The organism is Flavobacterium sp. 9AF (assembly GCF_902506265.1).
Classification (GTDB): Bacteria; Bacteroidota; Bacteroidia; order Flavobacteriales; family Flavobacteriaceae; genus Flavobacterium.
On the sequence record NZ_LR733571.1, the window covers coordinates 1 to 17,786 of the forward strand.

Annotated in this window: 14 protein-coding genes; all 14 read left to right on the plus strand. The window is 31.4% G+C overall.

The features are described 5' to 3' along the window. Positions 1–222 (plus strand): hypothetical protein (locus HALO113_RS15000; protein ID WP_236554742.1); only part of this gene is annotated, 222 nt, incomplete at its 5' end. A 175-nt stretch (positions 223–397) separates the two neighbouring features. Next, positions 398–793 carry a hypothetical protein gene (locus HALO113_RS15005; protein WP_370519391.1) on the plus strand — a complete coding sequence of 132 codons (396 nt, stop codon included), beginning with the start codon at positions 398–400 and terminating at the stop codon, positions 791–793. 3 nt (positions 794–796) lie between these two features. After that, positions 797–1,078, plus strand: a complete 282-nt coding sequence (locus HALO113_RS15010) for an IS1 family transposase (protein ID WP_370519392.1) — start codon at positions 797–799, stop codon at positions 1,076–1,078. Between the two features lie 400 nt (positions 1,079–1,478). Continuing rightward, a complete protein-coding gene (locus HALO113_RS15015; protein WP_159779904.1) occupies positions 1,479–2,849 on the plus strand; it encodes a rhodanese-related sulfurtransferase in 1,371 nt (456 codons plus the stop codon). Next, positions 2,849–4,090 carry a peptidase U32 family protein gene (locus HALO113_RS15020; protein WP_159779905.1) on the plus strand — a complete coding sequence of 414 codons (1,242 nt, stop codon included), beginning with the start codon at positions 2,849–2,851 and terminating at the stop codon, positions 4,088–4,090. The genes HALO113_RS15015 and HALO113_RS15020 overlap by 1 nt, the downstream gene beginning before the upstream one ends. Then, entirely contained in the window at positions 4,090–4,320 is a 231-nt protein-coding gene (locus HALO113_RS15025) for a ferredoxin (protein WP_159779906.1), read from the plus strand. The genes HALO113_RS15020 and HALO113_RS15025 overlap by 1 nt, the downstream gene beginning before the upstream one ends. Before the next feature lie 171 nt (positions 4,321–4,491). Continuing rightward, entirely contained in the window at positions 4,492–5,658 is a 1,167-nt protein-coding gene (locus HALO113_RS15030; protein ID WP_159779907.1) for a regulatory iron-sulfur-containing complex subunit RicT, read from the plus strand. After that, positions 5,639–6,130: a gliding motility lipoprotein GldH gene (locus tag HALO113_RS15035; RefSeq protein WP_159779908.1), complete on the plus strand. Its 492-nt coding sequence runs from the start codon at positions 5,639–5,641 to the stop codon at positions 6,128–6,130. The genes HALO113_RS15030 and HALO113_RS15035 overlap by 20 nt, the downstream gene beginning before the upstream one ends. Before the next feature lie 2 nt (positions 6,131–6,132). Continuing rightward, positions 6,133–8,424 carry a penicillin-binding protein 1A gene (locus tag HALO113_RS15040; RefSeq protein ID WP_159779909.1) on the plus strand — a complete coding sequence of 764 codons (2,292 nt, stop codon included), beginning with the start codon at positions 6,133–6,135 and terminating at the stop codon, positions 8,422–8,424. Between the two features lie 20 nt (positions 8,425–8,444). Continuing rightward, a complete protein-coding gene (locus tag HALO113_RS15045; RefSeq protein ID WP_159779910.1) occupies positions 8,445–9,143 on the plus strand; it encodes a CoA transferase subunit A in 699 nt (232 codons plus the stop codon). A 97-nt stretch (positions 9,144–9,240) separates the two neighbouring features. Further along, on the plus strand, positions 9,241–9,897 hold the full coding sequence (locus HALO113_RS15050) for a CoA transferase subunit B (protein ID WP_159779911.1): 657 nt from the start codon (positions 9,241–9,243) through the stop codon (positions 9,895–9,897). A gap of 259 nt (positions 9,898–10,156) precedes the next feature. After that, positions 10,157–13,423 carry a GEVED domain-containing protein gene (locus HALO113_RS15055; protein ID WP_159779912.1) on the plus strand — a complete coding sequence of 1,089 codons (3,267 nt, stop codon included), beginning with the start codon at positions 10,157–10,159 and terminating at the stop codon, positions 13,421–13,423. Between the two features lie 105 nt (positions 13,424–13,528). Next, entirely contained in the window at positions 13,529–14,695 is a 1,167-nt protein-coding gene (locus HALO113_RS15060) for a class I SAM-dependent rRNA methyltransferase (protein WP_159779913.1), read from the plus strand. Between the two features lie 139 nt (positions 14,696–14,834). Further along, positions 14,835–17,726 (plus strand): M4 family metallopeptidase, encoded by a 2,892-nt coding sequence (locus tag HALO113_RS15065; protein ID WP_159779914.1) that lies wholly within the window; start codon positions 14,835–14,837, stop codon positions 17,724–17,726. The last annotated feature ends 60 nt before the right edge of the window (positions 17,727–17,786 follow it).

Below are 17,786 nucleotides of genomic sequence, written 5' to 3' on the forward strand. Positions count from 1 at the left end.
GCTTTATATGGTATTTATAAAAATTCTTTGTTTATAAAATACGATTATTTTGAGAATTGTGAAGGGAAATTCGAAGATTTATTAACTTTAAATAATTCTTATATACTAATTAGTGCGTTTTTTAACAAAGACAAAACTATTCTGTATAGTGGAATATTATATGATATTTATTATTTTTCTCAACTTGAAATTAATAATAAAGATTCTTTAGAAAAAAACTAGACCAGTTGCGCAAAGTGGTAATGTTTCAAAGTTAGTGACATCTATTTTTGTAGTTTCTAACACGTTGAAAAACAAACTTTAAAACAATAAAACCATATAAAAGGGACGCATTAGTGCGTCCCTTTTTCTGCTATATAAAGCCTTAAAACGAAAAAAATGATAAAAAAAGACAAACTTGTGTATTAGAATTAGTGATACGGGTATTTGTCCTTATTGTATTACTAAAAATTTAATTAAAAATGGCTTTACTAAAAACAAGAAGCAACAGTTTTATTGTAAAAGTTGCCACAAAAGATGTATTGATTATTATAGTTATAAGGCTTGTAAAAGAAATACAAATGCTAAAATTATCCAATTTATAAAAGAAGGTTTGGGAATAAGAAGTATTGCAAGAGTGTTGCAAATTGCAACTACTACTATTTTAAAAAGAATAATTACTATTGCTAAAAAGATTCCTAACCCTATTTTTTACAGTAATAAAGTTTATGAAGTAGATGAAATGCGTTGCTATTTAAAACGAAAAGACAAACCTATATGGATTGTATATGCTATAGAAAGGAAAACAAAATGAGTGGTGAGTTTTAGTTTAGGAAGAAGAACCAAAAGAACCATTCAATATGTAACTTATTCATTATTACTTTCAACACCAAAAGCCATTTACACTGATGGGTTATTACATTATAAATCTTTAATAAATAAAGTAATACATAGAGTAACACGTTTTGGTACGAATCAAATTGAAAGAAATAATTTGTCTATGCGAACCAATTTAAAACGATTGCAACGCAAAACCATTTGTTTTTCTAGAAGTTACATACAGTTGCAATGTGTATTACGCATTTATTTCTGGAGTTGAGTTATTTTCTATAACTCTTATCTTGTAATTGAATAAAATTGAAATTACCCATAATTCGATCATAAACTCTGCCTTCATACCTGTAAAATTCTTCAATGGCTAATTCCATGTTATTTGGATTTTCTTCTTGATAGTTGGCTGTTATAATAGAAGCGATTTTTTTATTTTCACATCATTTAAAAAGTATTTCCAGCTACACAAAATCTCCCAACTTTAAGCGATAAATAAAAAGGATAAATCATTCTTGTAAGCGTAACCATGTATTGTTATTTAGGTCATGTCTAGGATGCGTGGTTTTTTATTTATGTATTTATAACTTTAAAATAAAATTTTATCTTTGCACTCTAAATCCTTCCATTTAGGGTTTTGTAAAATAATTTCTCACTTAATAGTTTATAGCATGCAACTGTATAACACCTTAAGCGCAGAAGAAAGAGCCGAGCTTATCGATCAAGCAGGCAAACAACGTTTAACGTTGTCTTTTTATGCGTATGCCAAAATTGAAAATCCGCAACAATTTCGTAACGACTTATTTTTAGCTTGGAATAAATTAGATGCACTTGGACGAATCTACGTTGCTCAAGAAGGTATTAATGCGCAAATGAGTGTATCAGCAGATAATTTTGAAGCATTTAGAGAAACGCTTGAAGTTTATGATTTTATGAAAGGAATTCGCTTGAATGTAGCGGTAGAACAAGACGATCATTCATTCTTGAAACTAACTATAAAAGTACGTCATAAAATTGTAGCAGATGGATTGAATGATGCTACTTTTGATGTTACCAAAAAAGGGATTCATCTAAAAGCAAAAGAATTTAATAAAATTTTGGAAGACCCAAATACAATTGTGGTCGATTTTAGAAATCATTACGAAAGTGAAGTAGGTCATTTTAAAGGAGCTATTACTCCAGATGTTGAGACTTTTAGAGAGAGTTTGCCTATTATTAATGAGCAATTAAAAGATTTTAAAGAGACTAAAAACCTTGTCATGTATTGTACAGGAGGTATTCGTTGTGAAAAAGCATCTGCTTATTATAAACATCAGGGCTTTAAAAATGTGTACCAATTAGAAGGTGGAATTATCAATTATGCCAAGCAAATCAAAGAAGAAGGTTTAGAAAGTAAATTTATAGGTAAAAACTTCGTTTTTGATAATCGTTTGGGCGAACGAATTACTGATGATATTATTTCACAATGCCATCAATGCGGGAAACCATGTGATAATCACACAAACTGTATTAATGATGGTTGTCATTTATTGTTTATCCAATGTGACGATTGTAAAGCAGTGATGGAGAATTGTTGTTCTACAGAATGTTTAGAAATCACGCATCTTCCTTTAGCAGAACAAATCCAATTAAGAAAAGGGAAACAAGTAGGAAATAAAATCTTTAGAAAAGGAAAGTCTGAAAAATTGAAATTTAAAAATTCAGGGGTTTTAACAGATGAACCTTTAGATATTATTTCTAAAACGAAAGACATTCGTCAAAAAATAAATGCAAAGACTAAAGATAAAAAAGTGTTGGTTGGAAAAGCCGAACACTATTTTGTAAAAGCTCAAGTGGGATTGTTTGTTGTTGAAAACCAAGAAATCAATATTGGAGATACCATTGTTATAACAGGACCCACTACAGGTAAAGAAGAATTAATCTTAGAAAAAATGCTTGTAAATGGGAAAGAAGTAGCACAAGCAAAACCAGGAGATAAAATTACTTTTCAAGTTCCTTTTCGAATCCGTCTATCTGATAAATTATTTAAAATAGTAAAATAATGACTACTACGGGTAGAATCGAATTAATGGCTCCTGCTGGAAATTTTGAATCGTTACAAGCAGCACTTGATAATGGTTGTGATTCCGTTTACTTTGGGGTTGAGCAATTAAATATGAGAGCAAGAGCAACTGTAAATTTTGTTTTAGACGACTTACCTGAAATTGCACGTCGATGTCAAGAAAAAAACGTTAGAACATATCTTACGCTCAATACAATAATTTATGATCATGACTTATCTGTGGTGAAAATGCTTTTAGCCACAGCTAAAGAAGCAGGGATAACTGCAGTGATAGCTTCAGATCAAGCTGTTATTATGGCAGCGAAAACGATAGGGATGGAAGTGCATATTTCAACACAACTGAATGTAACGAATATAGAAACAGTAAAATTTTATGCCCTTTTTGCAGATACTATTGTTTTGTCTAGAGAATTGAGTTTGCGTCAAGTAAAAAAAATAACAGATGAAATTGAGAAAGAGCAAATTAAAGGACCTAGTGGGAACTTAGTAGAGATTGAGATTTTTGGTCATGGCGCTTTATGTATGGCAGTATCAGGGAAATGTTATTTGAGTTTACATTCCCACAATTCATCTGCAAATAGAGGTGCTTGTAAACAAAATTGTAGAAAAAAATATACTGTTATTGATCAAGAATCGGGTTTTGAAATTGAACTTGATAACGAATATATGATGTCTCCAAAGGATTTATGTACACTAGATTTTTTAGATCAAGTAATAGATTCAGGTATAAAGGTATTAAAAATAGAAGGAAGAGGAAGAGCAGCAGATTATGTTGCCACAGTAATTAAAACCTATAGAGAAGCTATAGATGCTTATTATGAAGGCAATTTTTCTAATGAAAAAATAAATACCTGGATGGAAACTTTAGCTACTGTTTACAATAGGGGTTTTTGGAGCGGGTATTATCTAGGGCAAAAATTAGGAGAATGGTCTGATAATCCAGGTTCCAATGCTACGCAGAAAAAGGTATATGTAGGAAAAGGAATGCATTATTTCCCTAAAACCAGCATAGCAGAGTTTAAAATAGAAGCTTATGATATTAAAAAAGGAGATAAACTTTTAATCACTGGGCCAAGTACTGGAGCACAAGAATTAATTTTAGAAGAAATGTATGTAAACGACAGAAATGCTGAAAAAGCAACTAAAGGAGACAGCTGTACTTTAAAGATTCCTTTTCGAATTCGACTTTCAGATAAATTATATAAAATTGTAGCAAATTAATGGTTGTAATTACATTACAAAGAGACAAATGTATAGGTTGTAATTATTGTGTAGAAATGGCACCTAATTTATTTCAAATGTCTAAAAAAGATGGGAAAACGGTTTTGCTAAAAGCAACAAATGCGAAAGGATTTCATACCTTAAAGTCACCAGATCATACACTTGTAGAAAATGGGGAATTAGCGGTTAAAGCTTGTCCTGTTAAAATAATTTCAATAAAAGAAGTATAAAATCAAAAGAGAATACACTATAAAAAACCTATTTGCGTTAAAATGTAAATAGGTTTTTGTTTTATTGATAATTTTCATTTTCAAACGGTAAGTAAATTTGTATTATCTTTACACACAAAATACATTTTAGACAAGTAGTGCAAATAGGCACAATCAATATATATTCAAATTATGGCATGTAATAACTGTTCAACCGGAACAACAGATGGAGTTCCTAAGGGATGTGGCAATAAAGGATCATGTGGCACTGGAAGCTGCAATAAATTAACAGTTTTTGATTGGTTATCAAATATGACCTTACCACAAGGTCAAGAACCCTTTGATTGTGTAGAGATTCGTTTTAAAAATGGTAGAAAAGAATTTTTCAGAAATCCTGAGAAATTAACTTTAGCCATGGGAGATATTGTAGCGACTGAAGCGTCACCAGGACATGATGTAGGTGTGGTTTCTTTGTCTGGAGAATTAGTAAAAATTCAAATGAAAAAGAAGAATGTATCCGTTAATGATGAACTACCCAAAATATATAGAAAAGCATCTCAAAAGGATATAGATATTTGGAGTGAAGCCAGAAACAAAGAAGAAAACGTAAGGATGAGAGCTAGAGAAATAGCAATTTCTCTTAATCTAGAAATGAAAATTTCGGATGTTGAATTTCAAGGAGATGGTTCCAAAGCTACATTTTACTACACAGCAAGTGATAGAGTCGATTTTCGTCAATTAATTAAAGATTTTGCAAGAGAATTTAGTATTCGTATCGAGATGAAACAAGTAGGTTTTCGTCAAGAAGCTTCTCGTTTAGGAGGAATAGGTTCTTGTGGAAGAGAATTGTGTTGTTCTACTTGGCTAACCGATTTTAGAAGTGTAAATACTTCAGCAGCACGCTATCAGCAACTTTCTTTAAATCCGCAAAAATTAGCCGGACAGTGTGGTAAACTAAAATGTTGTTTAAATTATGAATTAGACACTTATTTAGATGCATTAAAAGATTTTCCTGATTTGGATACCAAATTGTACACTGAGAAGGGAAATGCACACTGTCAAAAAGTGGATATTTTTAAAGAATTGATGTGGTTTTCTTACGAAAGTCAGCCAGCTCATTGGCATGTTTTATCTGTAGCAGATGTGAAGGATATTTTGTCAAAAAATAAACAAAAGATAAAAATTACAGCTATTGAAGATTTTGTGGTAGAAGCGACAAAAGAAGCTGAAAAGAACTTTCAAAATGTAGTAGGACAAGATAGTTTGACTCGTTTTGACCAAAAGCCTAAAAAGAAAAACAATAAAAATAAAAAACGTCGTAAATCAACAAATTTTAAAAATGGTCCTAAAAAGGAGTAAAATACTTATAGTTTGTGTGACTATACTATCTTTTTTTTCATGTGATGATAAAAGAGTATTTGATGAATATAAATCGTTGAACGGTAAATGGGAAAAGGACAATGTTGTTCAATTTACTTTTGAACAAAATGATACCATAAATCCTTATAATCTATTTTTGAATATCAGAAATAATAAAGATTATCCATTTAATAATTTATTTGTAACTGTTGCTCTTCAACAACCAGATAGTTTAGTTAAAATGGATACTTTAGAATATGCCATGGCTAATCCAGATGGATCTCTCATGGGTGAAGGTTTCTCAGATATAAAAGAAAGTAAATTGTGGTATCAAGAAAATTTTGTATTCAAACAAAAAGGGAAATATACCATTCAAATACAACAAGCATTAAGAGAAACAGGTAGCGTTACAGGTGTTGATGAATTAAAAGGAGTTACAGATATTGGTTTTAGAATAGAAAAAACAAAATAAATATGGCTAAAAAGAAGATTGAAAACAACGAATTTTCTAAGTATATAAAGAATTTTTGGAAAACTTTTTTACTTGGTTTAGGATTTATTATTTTATTATTCCTTTTTGCTTCTTGGGGCTTTTTTGGAGCTATGCCTACCTTTGAAACATTGGAAAATCCAGATTCCAATATTGCTACCGAAATTATGTCTTCAGACGGAGAAGTTTTGGGTAAGTTTTATGCTCAAAATAGAGTTCCAGTTACATATGAAGAATTACCTAAAGATTTAGTAAATGCATTGGTAGCTACAGAAGACGAACGTTTTTATGAGCATTCTGGAATTGATGCAAGAGGTACTTTACGTGCAGTTCTAAGCTTAGGAAGAGATGGTGGAGCAAGTACAATTAGCCAACAGTTAGCTAAGAACTTATTTCATGGAAGTGATGGTTCTAAAAATATTATTTTAAGAATTATTCAAAAAATAAAAGAATGGATTATTGCCACTCGTTTAGAACGTCAATACACAAAAAATGAAATTATAGCGATGTATCTTAATCAAGTAGATTTTGTAAATGGAGCTATTGGAATACGTTCGGCCTCTAAAATTTATTTTAACAAAGAACCAAAAAAATTAAGTACAGAAGAAGCAGCTGTAATTGTAGGGATGTTGACAAATCCTTCTCGATTTAATCCAAAACGATTTGAAGAAAGGTCAAAAAAGAGAAGGAATGTGGTTTTAGGACAAATGGTGCGAAGTGGTTTTTTGAAAGAAGCCAAAAAGATTGAATTACAAGATAAACCAATTGTATTAGATTTCAGACCTGAAGACCACAATCAAGGTATTGCTACATATTTCAGGGAATATTTGAAGGTGTACATGAAAGATTGGGTAAAAAATCATAAAAAAGAAGACGGAACGGAATATGATATATATAGAGATGGTTTAAAAATATATACTACTATCGATTCTCGCATGCAAAAGTATGCAGAAGAAGCAGTACAAGAACATTTAACCATTTTACAAGCTAAATTTTTTGAATTGGCGAAGAATGAAAAAAATGCTCCATTTATAAGAATTACAGAAGAGGAAACGGAGAAGATTATTAAGAGTGCTATGAAAAATTCTGAAAGATGGAGGATTATGAAAGAAGATGGTAAGTCAGAGGATGAAATCTTAAAGTCATTTGAAGTAAAGACAAAAATGAAAATCTTTTCTTGGAAAGGAGAAAAAGACACGATAATGACTCCAAGAGATTCAATTAGATATTACAAGCACTTTTTGCAAACAGGTATGATGGCTATGGAGCCACAAACAGGACATGTGAAAGCTTGGGTGGGAGGAATTAATTATAAGTATTTTCAATACGACCACGTAGGGCAAGGGGCAAGACAAGTAGGATCTACTTTTAAACCATTTGTTTATTCTACAGCTATTGAACAATTAGGTATGTCTCCTTGCGATTCTATTATTGACGGACCTTTTACCATGCCAAAAGGGAAATGGGGTATTACTGAAGCATGGTCACCTACGAATGATGGGGGAAGTTTTAAAGGAATGGTAACGCTTAAAAGAGCCTTGGCAAATTCTTTAAATCCTGTATCCGCTAAACTAATGGATAGAGTAGGTCCTAAAGCAGTAGTAAATATGGCTCAAGATTTAGGGGTAACAACTGAGATTCCTGAAAGACCAGCTATTGCACTAGGAGCGGTTGATATTACTGTAAAAGAAATGGTTGGAGCTTTTAGTACCTTTACTAATCAAGGTGTTTATATAGCACCTACATTCATTACTAGAATTGAAGATAAGAATGGGGTAGTACTGGATCAAATTGTTCCACAATCAAAAGATGTTATGAATAGAGATGTAGCCTATGCTATTATAAAACTAATGGAAGGAGTTACAGAATCTGGTACTGGAGCAAGATTACGAGGAGGGTCTGTTAATGGATTAACAAATTATAACTATAGATTTACTAATCCTATTGCAGGAAAAACAGGTACAACACAAAATAATTCAGATGGATGGTTTATAGGAATGGTTCCTAATTTATCTGCTGGAATTTGGGTAGGTAACGAAGATAGATCAGCTCATTTTAGGAGAACACTTTACGGGCAAGGGGCTTGTATGGCATTGCCAATTTGGGGGTTATTTATGGATAAGTGTTATAAAGACAAAGAATTAAATATCTCTAAACAGGCCTTTGAAAGACCTGAAAAAATTTCTATAAAAGTAGATTGTTATACTGCAGCTGCAACTACTACAGATTCAACAGATGTAGACGCACCAGATATGAATGAATTTGAAGGTCTTTGATATAAAAGTATATAATAAAAATGATTAAAAGAACTGTAAATAATGTAAACGAAGCATTGCAAGGAATTGAAAGCGGAATGACAATTATGTTAGGAGGTTTTGGTCTTTGTGGTATTCCAGAAAATAGTATTGCCGAACTAGTAAATAAAAAAATAACCAATCTTACTTGTATTTCAAATAATGCAGGTGTGGATGATTTTGGTTTGGGATTGCTTTTACAAAACCGACAAATAAAAAAAATGATTTCTTCTTATGTTGGTGAAAATGCAGAATTTGAAAGACAAATGTTGTCAGGTGAATTAGAAGTTGAATTAACACCACAAGGAACTTTAGCCGAGAAATGTAGAGCGGCTCAAGCTGGAATCCCTGCCTTTTTTACTCCAGCAGGATTTGGAACTGAAGTGGCTGATGGTAAAGAAACTAGGGAATTTAATGGAAAAATGCACGTTATGGAATTAGCATTTAAGGCAGATTTTTCTATTGTAAAAGCTTGGAAAGGGGATGAAGCGGGTAACTTAATTTTTAAAGGTACGGCTAGAAATTTTAATGCAGTTATGGCTGGAGCTGCAAAAATAACCATTGCAGAGGTAGAAGAATTGGTGCCTGCGGGAACATTAGACCCAAATGAAATACATATTCCAGGAATTATGGTAAATCGTATTTTTCAAGGATTAAAATTTGAAAAAAGAATAGAACAAAGAACAGTTCGTCAAAAATAATTAGCCAATGTGACAATGAAATAAAATATACCAAATTATAAGGGATATTAAAAACTGTCACATCGAGATATTAACTAATTGACAAATTATTAAAAGAATGGCATTAGATAAAAATCAAATAGCAAAACGAATTGCAAAAGAAGTAAAAGATGGTTACTATGTTAATTTAGGTATTGGCATTCCTACTTTGGTAGCTAACTTTGTTAGAGAAGATATATCTGTAGAATTTCAAAGTGAAAATGGGGTATTAGGAATGGGACCATTTCCTTTTGAAGGAGAAGAAGATGCTGATATTATCAATGCAGGAAAACAAACCATAACTACTTTGCCCGGAGCAAGTTTTTTTGATTCTGCTTTTAGTTTTGGTATGATAAGAAGTCAAAAAGTAGATTTAACTATCTTAGGTGCAATGGAAGTAGCAGAGAATGGAGATATTGCAAACTGGAAAATACCAGGAAAAATGGTTAAAGGTATGGGTGGGGCTATGGATTTAGTAGCTTCTGCTGAAAACATTATTGTAGCCATGATGCATGTGAATAAAGCAGGTGAGTCAAAATTGCTTAAAAGATGCACCTTGCCTTTAACAGGAGTGGGTTGTGTAAAAAAAATCGTAACCGAATTAGCTGTTCTTGAAGTAACACCAGAAGGTTTTAAATTGTTAGAAACAGCACCAGGAGTAACCGTTGAAGATGTAAAAAAAGCTACAGAAGGAACTTTAATTGTTGAAGGAAATATTCCTGAAATGGTATTATAAATTAAAACATTTTATTTTTAAGATTGAAAAGGCAATAATACTATTATTGCCTTTTTTTATACACAATTTTAAATGAAAAGAGTAATTGTTTTTATGGATTAGATTAGATTTAGTCATTATTGTATCTATATGATGCATTTAATGATGTATGTGATAGTTGTTATAATATTGTTAATTTTTTCAAGTCTAATTAATTTTAGAAATTTTGATAATTTTTAATTTTAGAAATTTACTTTGATAAATAAACAAATAACAAATCATGAAAATCAATTTAAAAACAAACAAATTAAGCATGTTAAAGATGATGTTACTTTTAATGTGTTTAAAGATTAATGCCCAGTTTAATGAAAGTGCCCCTTGGATGAGAAACAACTTACAAGAAACTGAAAACAAACATTCCAAAGAAAATAAAACAATCAATGAAATTGTGACACAATTTGAGGCATATTGGAAAAACAAGGATAAGACTGTAAAAGGCAGTGGTTATAAGCCTTTTAAAAGATGGGAAAGTTTTTGGAGAACAAATGAAAAGCAAGATGGAACCGTAATAACTCCTACAGAATTATGGGCAATTTGGGAAAATAAAAAAAAGCAATCAAATAAATCAATAGCTGTAAATTTTTGGGAGCCAATAGGTCCTACTGAACATTTAGTAACGGGTTCTTATAATCCAGGTCAAGGAAGAGTAAATGTAGTTTATGTTGATCCCAATAATTCAAGTATTATATATGTAGGCACTCCTGCTGGAGGGATTTGGAAATCTTTAAATGGAGGCAATGATTGGGTTCCTCTATCTGATAATTTACCTCAAATAGGTGTTTCGAGTATCGCTGTGAGTCATAATGATTCTAATGTAATTTACATAGCAACAGGAGATAAAGATGCTTCTAATACCTATTCGATAGGTGTGTTAAAATCGACAGATGGCGGTATAAGTTGGAGCAATACAGGTTTGTCTTTCACAAATACATCAACTTTGATATCGGAAGTTATAATGCATCCAAATGATTCAAATACAATCTGGGCAGCCACTAATATAGGTTTGTTTAAAACCATTAATGGAGGTGTTCATTGGAGTTTGGTTTTATCAGGTGATATAAAAGATATTAAACTTAAACCAAGCAACCCGAATACTATTTACGCGGTATCATCAACTCATTTTTACAAATCTGTTGATAGTGGAACAACCTTTACTCATATTACTTCAGGATTACCTGCTACTTCTAGTAGGCTCGTTATAGGTGTAACTCCTGCAAACTCAAGTTATGTATATGTTTTAAGTGCTGCAAATGATGCTACAAGTTCTTTTCAAGGGTTATATAAATCTACTGATAGCGGTACGGTTTTTACTAAAACAGCTGCTACAATAGATGTTTTTGATGGTTCAAGACAGGCATGGTATGATTTAGCTTTGGCAGTTTCTCCTTCAGATGCGAATCTAATTTTTACGGGTTGTTTAAATATATGGAAATCAAATGATGGAGGAACTTCATTCTCAAAGGTTAATAATTGGTATGAATACGATAAGCCTTCCTATACTCATGCTGATATTCATTTTTTAAGATACTATGGGAATAAATTATTTTGTGGAAGTGATGGAGGTGTTTATGTTTCTCAAGATAATGGAATTTCTTTTACAGATAAATCGAAAGGGTTGCAAATTGGACAAATCTATGAAATAGCGGTATCAAAACAATCGTCTAATTTCATATCAGGTGGATTTCAAGATTTAGGCGGATTTGCATACAGTAATGGAACTTGGAAAAACTACCATGGAGGAGATGGAACAAGTACTGCAATAGATCCAAATAATAGTTTAAAATTTTACGGATTTACACAATTTGGTAGTATTTTAAGTATTACAAACGATGGAGGTTATAATTTAACAGAGAGTATTGGGGCACCAGGAGCAGAAATTACTCAAGATGATTTGGGAGGTAATTGGGTAACACCATTAGAAATAAATAGTGTTGGTGAAGTTTTTTCAGGTTATGAAAGATTGTATAAATTAAACGGAAATAGTTGGGTTCAACAAAGTGTAGGTACAATAGGTGCTGGGGATATTGAAAATATTGAAATAGATCCAACAAATAACAATATAATATATTTGTCTAATGAAAATGTATTGTTTAAAAGCACCGATAAAGGCTTAAATTTTACAGTTGTTTATACTTTTCCAACAATAATTAAAGATATTAAAGTTAATTCTGTAAATAACAATATTGTTTATGTGGTTACAATAGGAATTGATGGATTAGTATATCAATCAAATGATTCAGCAGCTACATTTACAGCCATCAACGATGGGTTACAAGGTGTTGCAAAGAATTGTATTGTGCATAAAAATTCGCCTAATAATATGATGTATGTAGGAACTACATTAGGAGTGTATTATAAAGACGATACATTATCACAATGGCAAAAATTTGATAATGGGTTACCTAATGTTAGTGTTACTGATTTAGAGATAAATGATAATGATAATTATCTAATAGCAGCAACTTATGGTAGAGGTGTTTGGAGAATATCATTACCAGATACTAAAGCACCAACAACTCCATTGTATTTATACGCTTCTGTGATTGGTTCGTCATCAGTAACTTTAAATTGGACATCCTCTTTAGATAATGTAGGTGTAACAGGTTATGAAATTTATAAAGATTCAAATTTAATTGATACATCAAATACAAATACATTTATAGTGAACAATTTAGAACCCTTTACTACATACACTTTTAGAATTAAAGCAAAAGATGCTGCAGGTAATGTTTCAGCATTTAGTAAAAAGCTAACGTTAACTACTTTGAGTATAGATTCAAATTACTGTATTCCACAGGTTGAAAATCCAGGAGAAGAATATATAGAAAATATTAGAAAAGTTTATTTTGCTGGGATTAATAATATTTCTACAAGTACGAGTGCTTACGAAAATTTTACTTCAATATCTGCTAATGTAATTAGAGGGAATAGTTATTCAATTACTATAACACCATGGGCACTTAATAATAATTTGTTTAAAACATATGCGGTTTGGATTGATTATAATAATGATGGGGATTTTTACGATAGTGGAGAATTAGTATGTTCAATACCAGCTACAAATGCTTCTTCTGTAAATGGAACCATTAGTATTCCAATGAATGCAACAGTTGGAAATCTTAGAATGCGAATTTATATGAAATATTTTAGCAATTCTACGTTTTTAACACCTTGTGAAACAGCGTTTTTTTATGGACAAATGGAGGATTATACTGTTAATGTTGCTTATGATTTTGGGCCATTTAAAATGGCTCATAATGAAAGTGAAGAGTTTAATTTGTATCCTAATCCTGTTGAAAATTTCATAAATACTTATGTAAATAGCCTAGATAATGTCTATTATGAAATATGTGATTTAAGTGGAAGAGTATGTATGTCTGGAGAAATAGCAAAAAGAATCAATGTTTCTGATTTACCATCTGGTATATATATATTTACAATTAAAGAAGGGCAAAACAAAAAACAAAGAAAATTTATAAAAAAATAATATAGGTAACTTAGTTTAGTTTGAAAATAAAAATCCAAAAAATAGAGAGAAAAGGTCAACTTATGTTGATCTTTTTTTGTTTTATCTTTGTCCAAAATATATAGTATGAATAATCCAAAAGTAATTTTAAAAGCAGGTAAAGAAAAATCTATATTAAGAAGGCATCCGTGGGTTTTTAGTGGTGCTGTGTATGGTGTTACGGAGGAACTTAAAGATGGTCAATTAATTGATGTTGTAGATAGTAATCAAAAACATCTAGGGACAGGTTTTTATAGCGATAGAGGAAGTATTGTTGTACGATTGTTAACATTTGGTAAAGAAAATTTCTCAGAAAAATTTTGGTCAGAAAAATTACGCTCAGCATGGGAATTACGTACTAAATTGTTAGATTTGAGTCATACAAATGCTTTTAGGGTTATACATGGAGAAGGTGATGGAATACCTGGCTTAGTTATTGATTTTTATAATAATTGTTGGGTAATTCAAGCTCATTCATCAGGAATATTTCTGCATATAGAAAAAATTGCCGAGGCGATTCTAAATACTTTTTCAAAAAACTGTACCACTATTTATTGTAAAAGTTCTAGTACTTTGCCTAATACAGGTTCAGATTATTTTTTATTTGGATCTAAGGAAAGTACAGTTGCCAAAGAAAATGATATTCAATTTCATGTAAATTGGGTTGAAGGACAAAAAACAGGTTTTTTTCTAGATCAACGCGACAATCGAAAATTATTAAGTACTTTTTCTAAAGGAAAAAAAGTCTTGAATACATTTTGTTATACAGGTGGTTTTTCAATCTACGCAATGAGTGCAGGGGCTGAACTAGTAACATCTGTTGATATTTCCCAAAAAGCAGTTGATTTAGCCTCTCAAAATATGGAATTAAATTATCCTAACTCTAATCATAAAGCTGTAGCGGAAGATGTTTTTAATTTTATGAAAGAGAATCATCAGATTTATGATGTAATTGTTCTAGATCCGCCTGCATTTGCTAAAAGCATTAAGAGTAAACATACAGCTACACAAGCCTATAAGCGTTTAAATGTTGCCGGTTTAAAAGCATTAGCTCCCAAAGGTATTTTATTTACGTTTTCATGTTCACAAGTAATTGATGATGTATTATTTTATAATACTATAGCAGCTGCAGCCATTGAAACAGGAAGAAATATACGGGTTTTGCATAAATTGGAACAAGGGCCTGATCATCCAACCAATATTTACCATCCTGAAGGACATTATTTAAAAGGATTAGTGTTGTTTGTTGAATAATATTTAAAATAAATCAATATTTTGGCTTAAAAAAGTTTTTTTGTTTTGTTTTTAACATAAAATATATTTTTAATGTAATAATTTGTGTTAAAAAAATAATATATTTGTTTTTTAACTAATTTTTAACAAACAAACAATTATGAAAAACAAATTACAAAAAGCTTTGGCTTTGTCTATGCTTACTTCGTTTTCATTTCTTTCCCACGCTCAGAAAGTCGAAGAAAATGTTAAAGAAAAGATTTTAGATGAAAAAGGACAACCTAGTTTAATTATTTTTAATGAAAATTCAAATTTGTCTTCTTCAAATTTTCAAAATATTTTAAAGGAAAATTTGAAGCTTAAAAGCGGATTTACTTTTCAAAAAATGAAAGAAGAAACGGATTATTTAGGAATTCTTCATGAAAAATTTCAATTGTATTATAATAATGTAAAGGTTGAATATGCTACTTATACAATCAATTCTAAAGGCGGTAGAATTATTTCAATGAATGGAGAAGTATATAATCCTAATACGATTAATATTACTCCATCAATAAGTGCATCAAAAGCATTGGATTTTGCAAAAAGAACAACAACGAGTACTAGCTTTTTATGGGAGAATCAACAAGAAGCTGCTTTAATTGGATATGCAAAACCTCAAGGCGAACTTGTTTTGTTACCCGATTTAAGAAATGTAGGCATTGAAGGAAAAGAACCTCAATTAATATTGGCGTATAAATTTGACATCTATGCCACTAATCCTGTAAGTAGAGCTGATGTTTATGTGGATGCAAGAAATGGTAAAATTTTATATAGTAATGCTACCATTAAACATGCGACTAATTTTGGTCATGGTTCCGCACATTTATTTACTAAAACGCATAATTGTATTGAGAATAAAAATACTGAAAAAATTGCTAAATCTTTTGAAACTCTTGTTGCTGGAAATGCTGCTACAAGATACAGTGGTAGCCAAAGTATTGAAACTACATTAAGTAGCGGAAGTTATATATTAAAAGACAATACAAGAGGGAATGGTATTAATACCTATGATTTAAATACGGGAACCAATTATAATTCTGCTGTAAACTTTACAGATAACGATAACAATTGGACAACTGCTGAACATGCTACAAATAAAGATAATGGTGCTTTAGATGCACATTGGGGTGCAGAAAAAACATATGATTATTGGAGTGCTGTACACAATAGAAATAGTTTTAATAATTCTGGAGCAGCAATAAACAGTTATGTACATTATAGTTCAAGTTATGATAATGCATTTTGGGATGGTTCTAGAATGACTTATGGAGATGGAAGTGGTACTTACTTTGATATTTTAACATCTTTAGATGTTGCAGCACATGAAATAGGTCACGCAGTTTGTACCTACACAGCTAATTTAACGTATCAAGGACAATCAGGAGCTATGAATGAAGGGTTTTCAGATATATGGGGAGCTGCAGTGGAATATTATGCCGCTCCTAACAAGAGTACTTGGTTAATTGGTGAAGATATTGAAAGACGTTCTGGTCATGCTTCTCTTCGATCTATGAGTAATCCTAAAAGTGAAGGGCAACCAGATACGTATCAAGGAACCTATTGGTACACTGGTTCAGCAGATAATGGAGGAGTGCATACAAATAGTGGAGTGTTAAATCATTGGTTCTATATTTTAACAGTGGGTAAATCAGGTACTAATGATATTGGAAGTACATATAATGTTACAGGAATAGGTATAGATAAAGCAGCGAAAATTGCATTTCGTTTAGAAAGTGTGTATTTAACAGCAAATTCAACTTATGCAAATGCTAGAACTTACGGTATTCAAGCAGCAACTGATTTATATGGTGCTGGTTCGGCTGAAGTTATTGCTACTACCAATGCTTTTTATGCTGTAGGTATTGGATCTGCTTACTCTGGAGGCGGAGGTGGAGGTGGAACTACTACTTGTACTACTACTGTTACTTCTTTTCCTTATGCTGAAGGGTTTGAGAATACACTAGGTGCTTGGACACAAGATGCGAATGATGATTTTGATTGGATTGTAGATGCTAATGGAACTCCATCAAGTAATACAGGGCCTTCGAGTGCTGCTCAAGGAACTTATTATGTGTATGTTGAGGCTTCTAGTCCTAACTATTCTAATAAGAAAACCATTTTAAATTCACCATGTTTTGACTTAAGTAGTGCTTCTTCTGCTACGTTTACTTTTAAATATCATATGTATGGAGCAACTGGTATGGGAGGATTAACATTACAAGCGAGTACAAATGGTACTTCTTGGACTGATCTTTGGACAAAATCTGGAAATCAGGGTAATTCTTGGTTTTCTGAATCAGTTAGCTTAGTTTCTTATGCTGGGTCAAAAGTACAATTAAGATTTGTAGGTACTACGGGTTCCACCTGGCAAGGTGATATTGCTGTAGATGACATAGCTTTATCTACAGGAGTAGTTACTAATCCTACATGTACTAATGTGAATATCAATTTTGTATTTGATAATTATCCTGAAGAAACAAGTTGGCAGATTTTAAATTCTAGTGGACAAGTAGTTGAGTCTGGTGGAACTTATGGTAGTCAAGCAGATGGTTCATCATTAACGGTAACTAAATGTTTAACAGCAGGTTGTTATACATTTAAAATAAATGATAGTTATGGGGATGGTATTTGTTGTTCTTATGGAAACGGAAGTTATAGTGTTACATCAAACGGAACAACATTAGCAAGTGGAGGTTCGTTTGGTTCAAGTGAATCTACTAATTTCTGTGTGGGTACAACAGGATTAATAACGGAAGTTTCAACAATTACTGAAACAAGTAAAGGAGTAGATTTTGTAATGTATCCAAATCCTGTTAAAGGAGCAATTTTAAATGTTGTTTCAAATGATGGAATGAAAGATTACAAAATATATAATGTAGTAGGGCAGTTAGTATTACAAGGTCAGATAAAGAATGATCAAATTAATGTAAGTTCTTTAAATAACGGGCTATATGTTGTAGAATTAAACACATATAAAGAGAAAATAACTAAGAAATTTATTAAAGAATAATAATTAAAGTTAGTTGGTATTTTAAATTGAAAGAGGCTACATAAATTGTAGCCTCTTTTA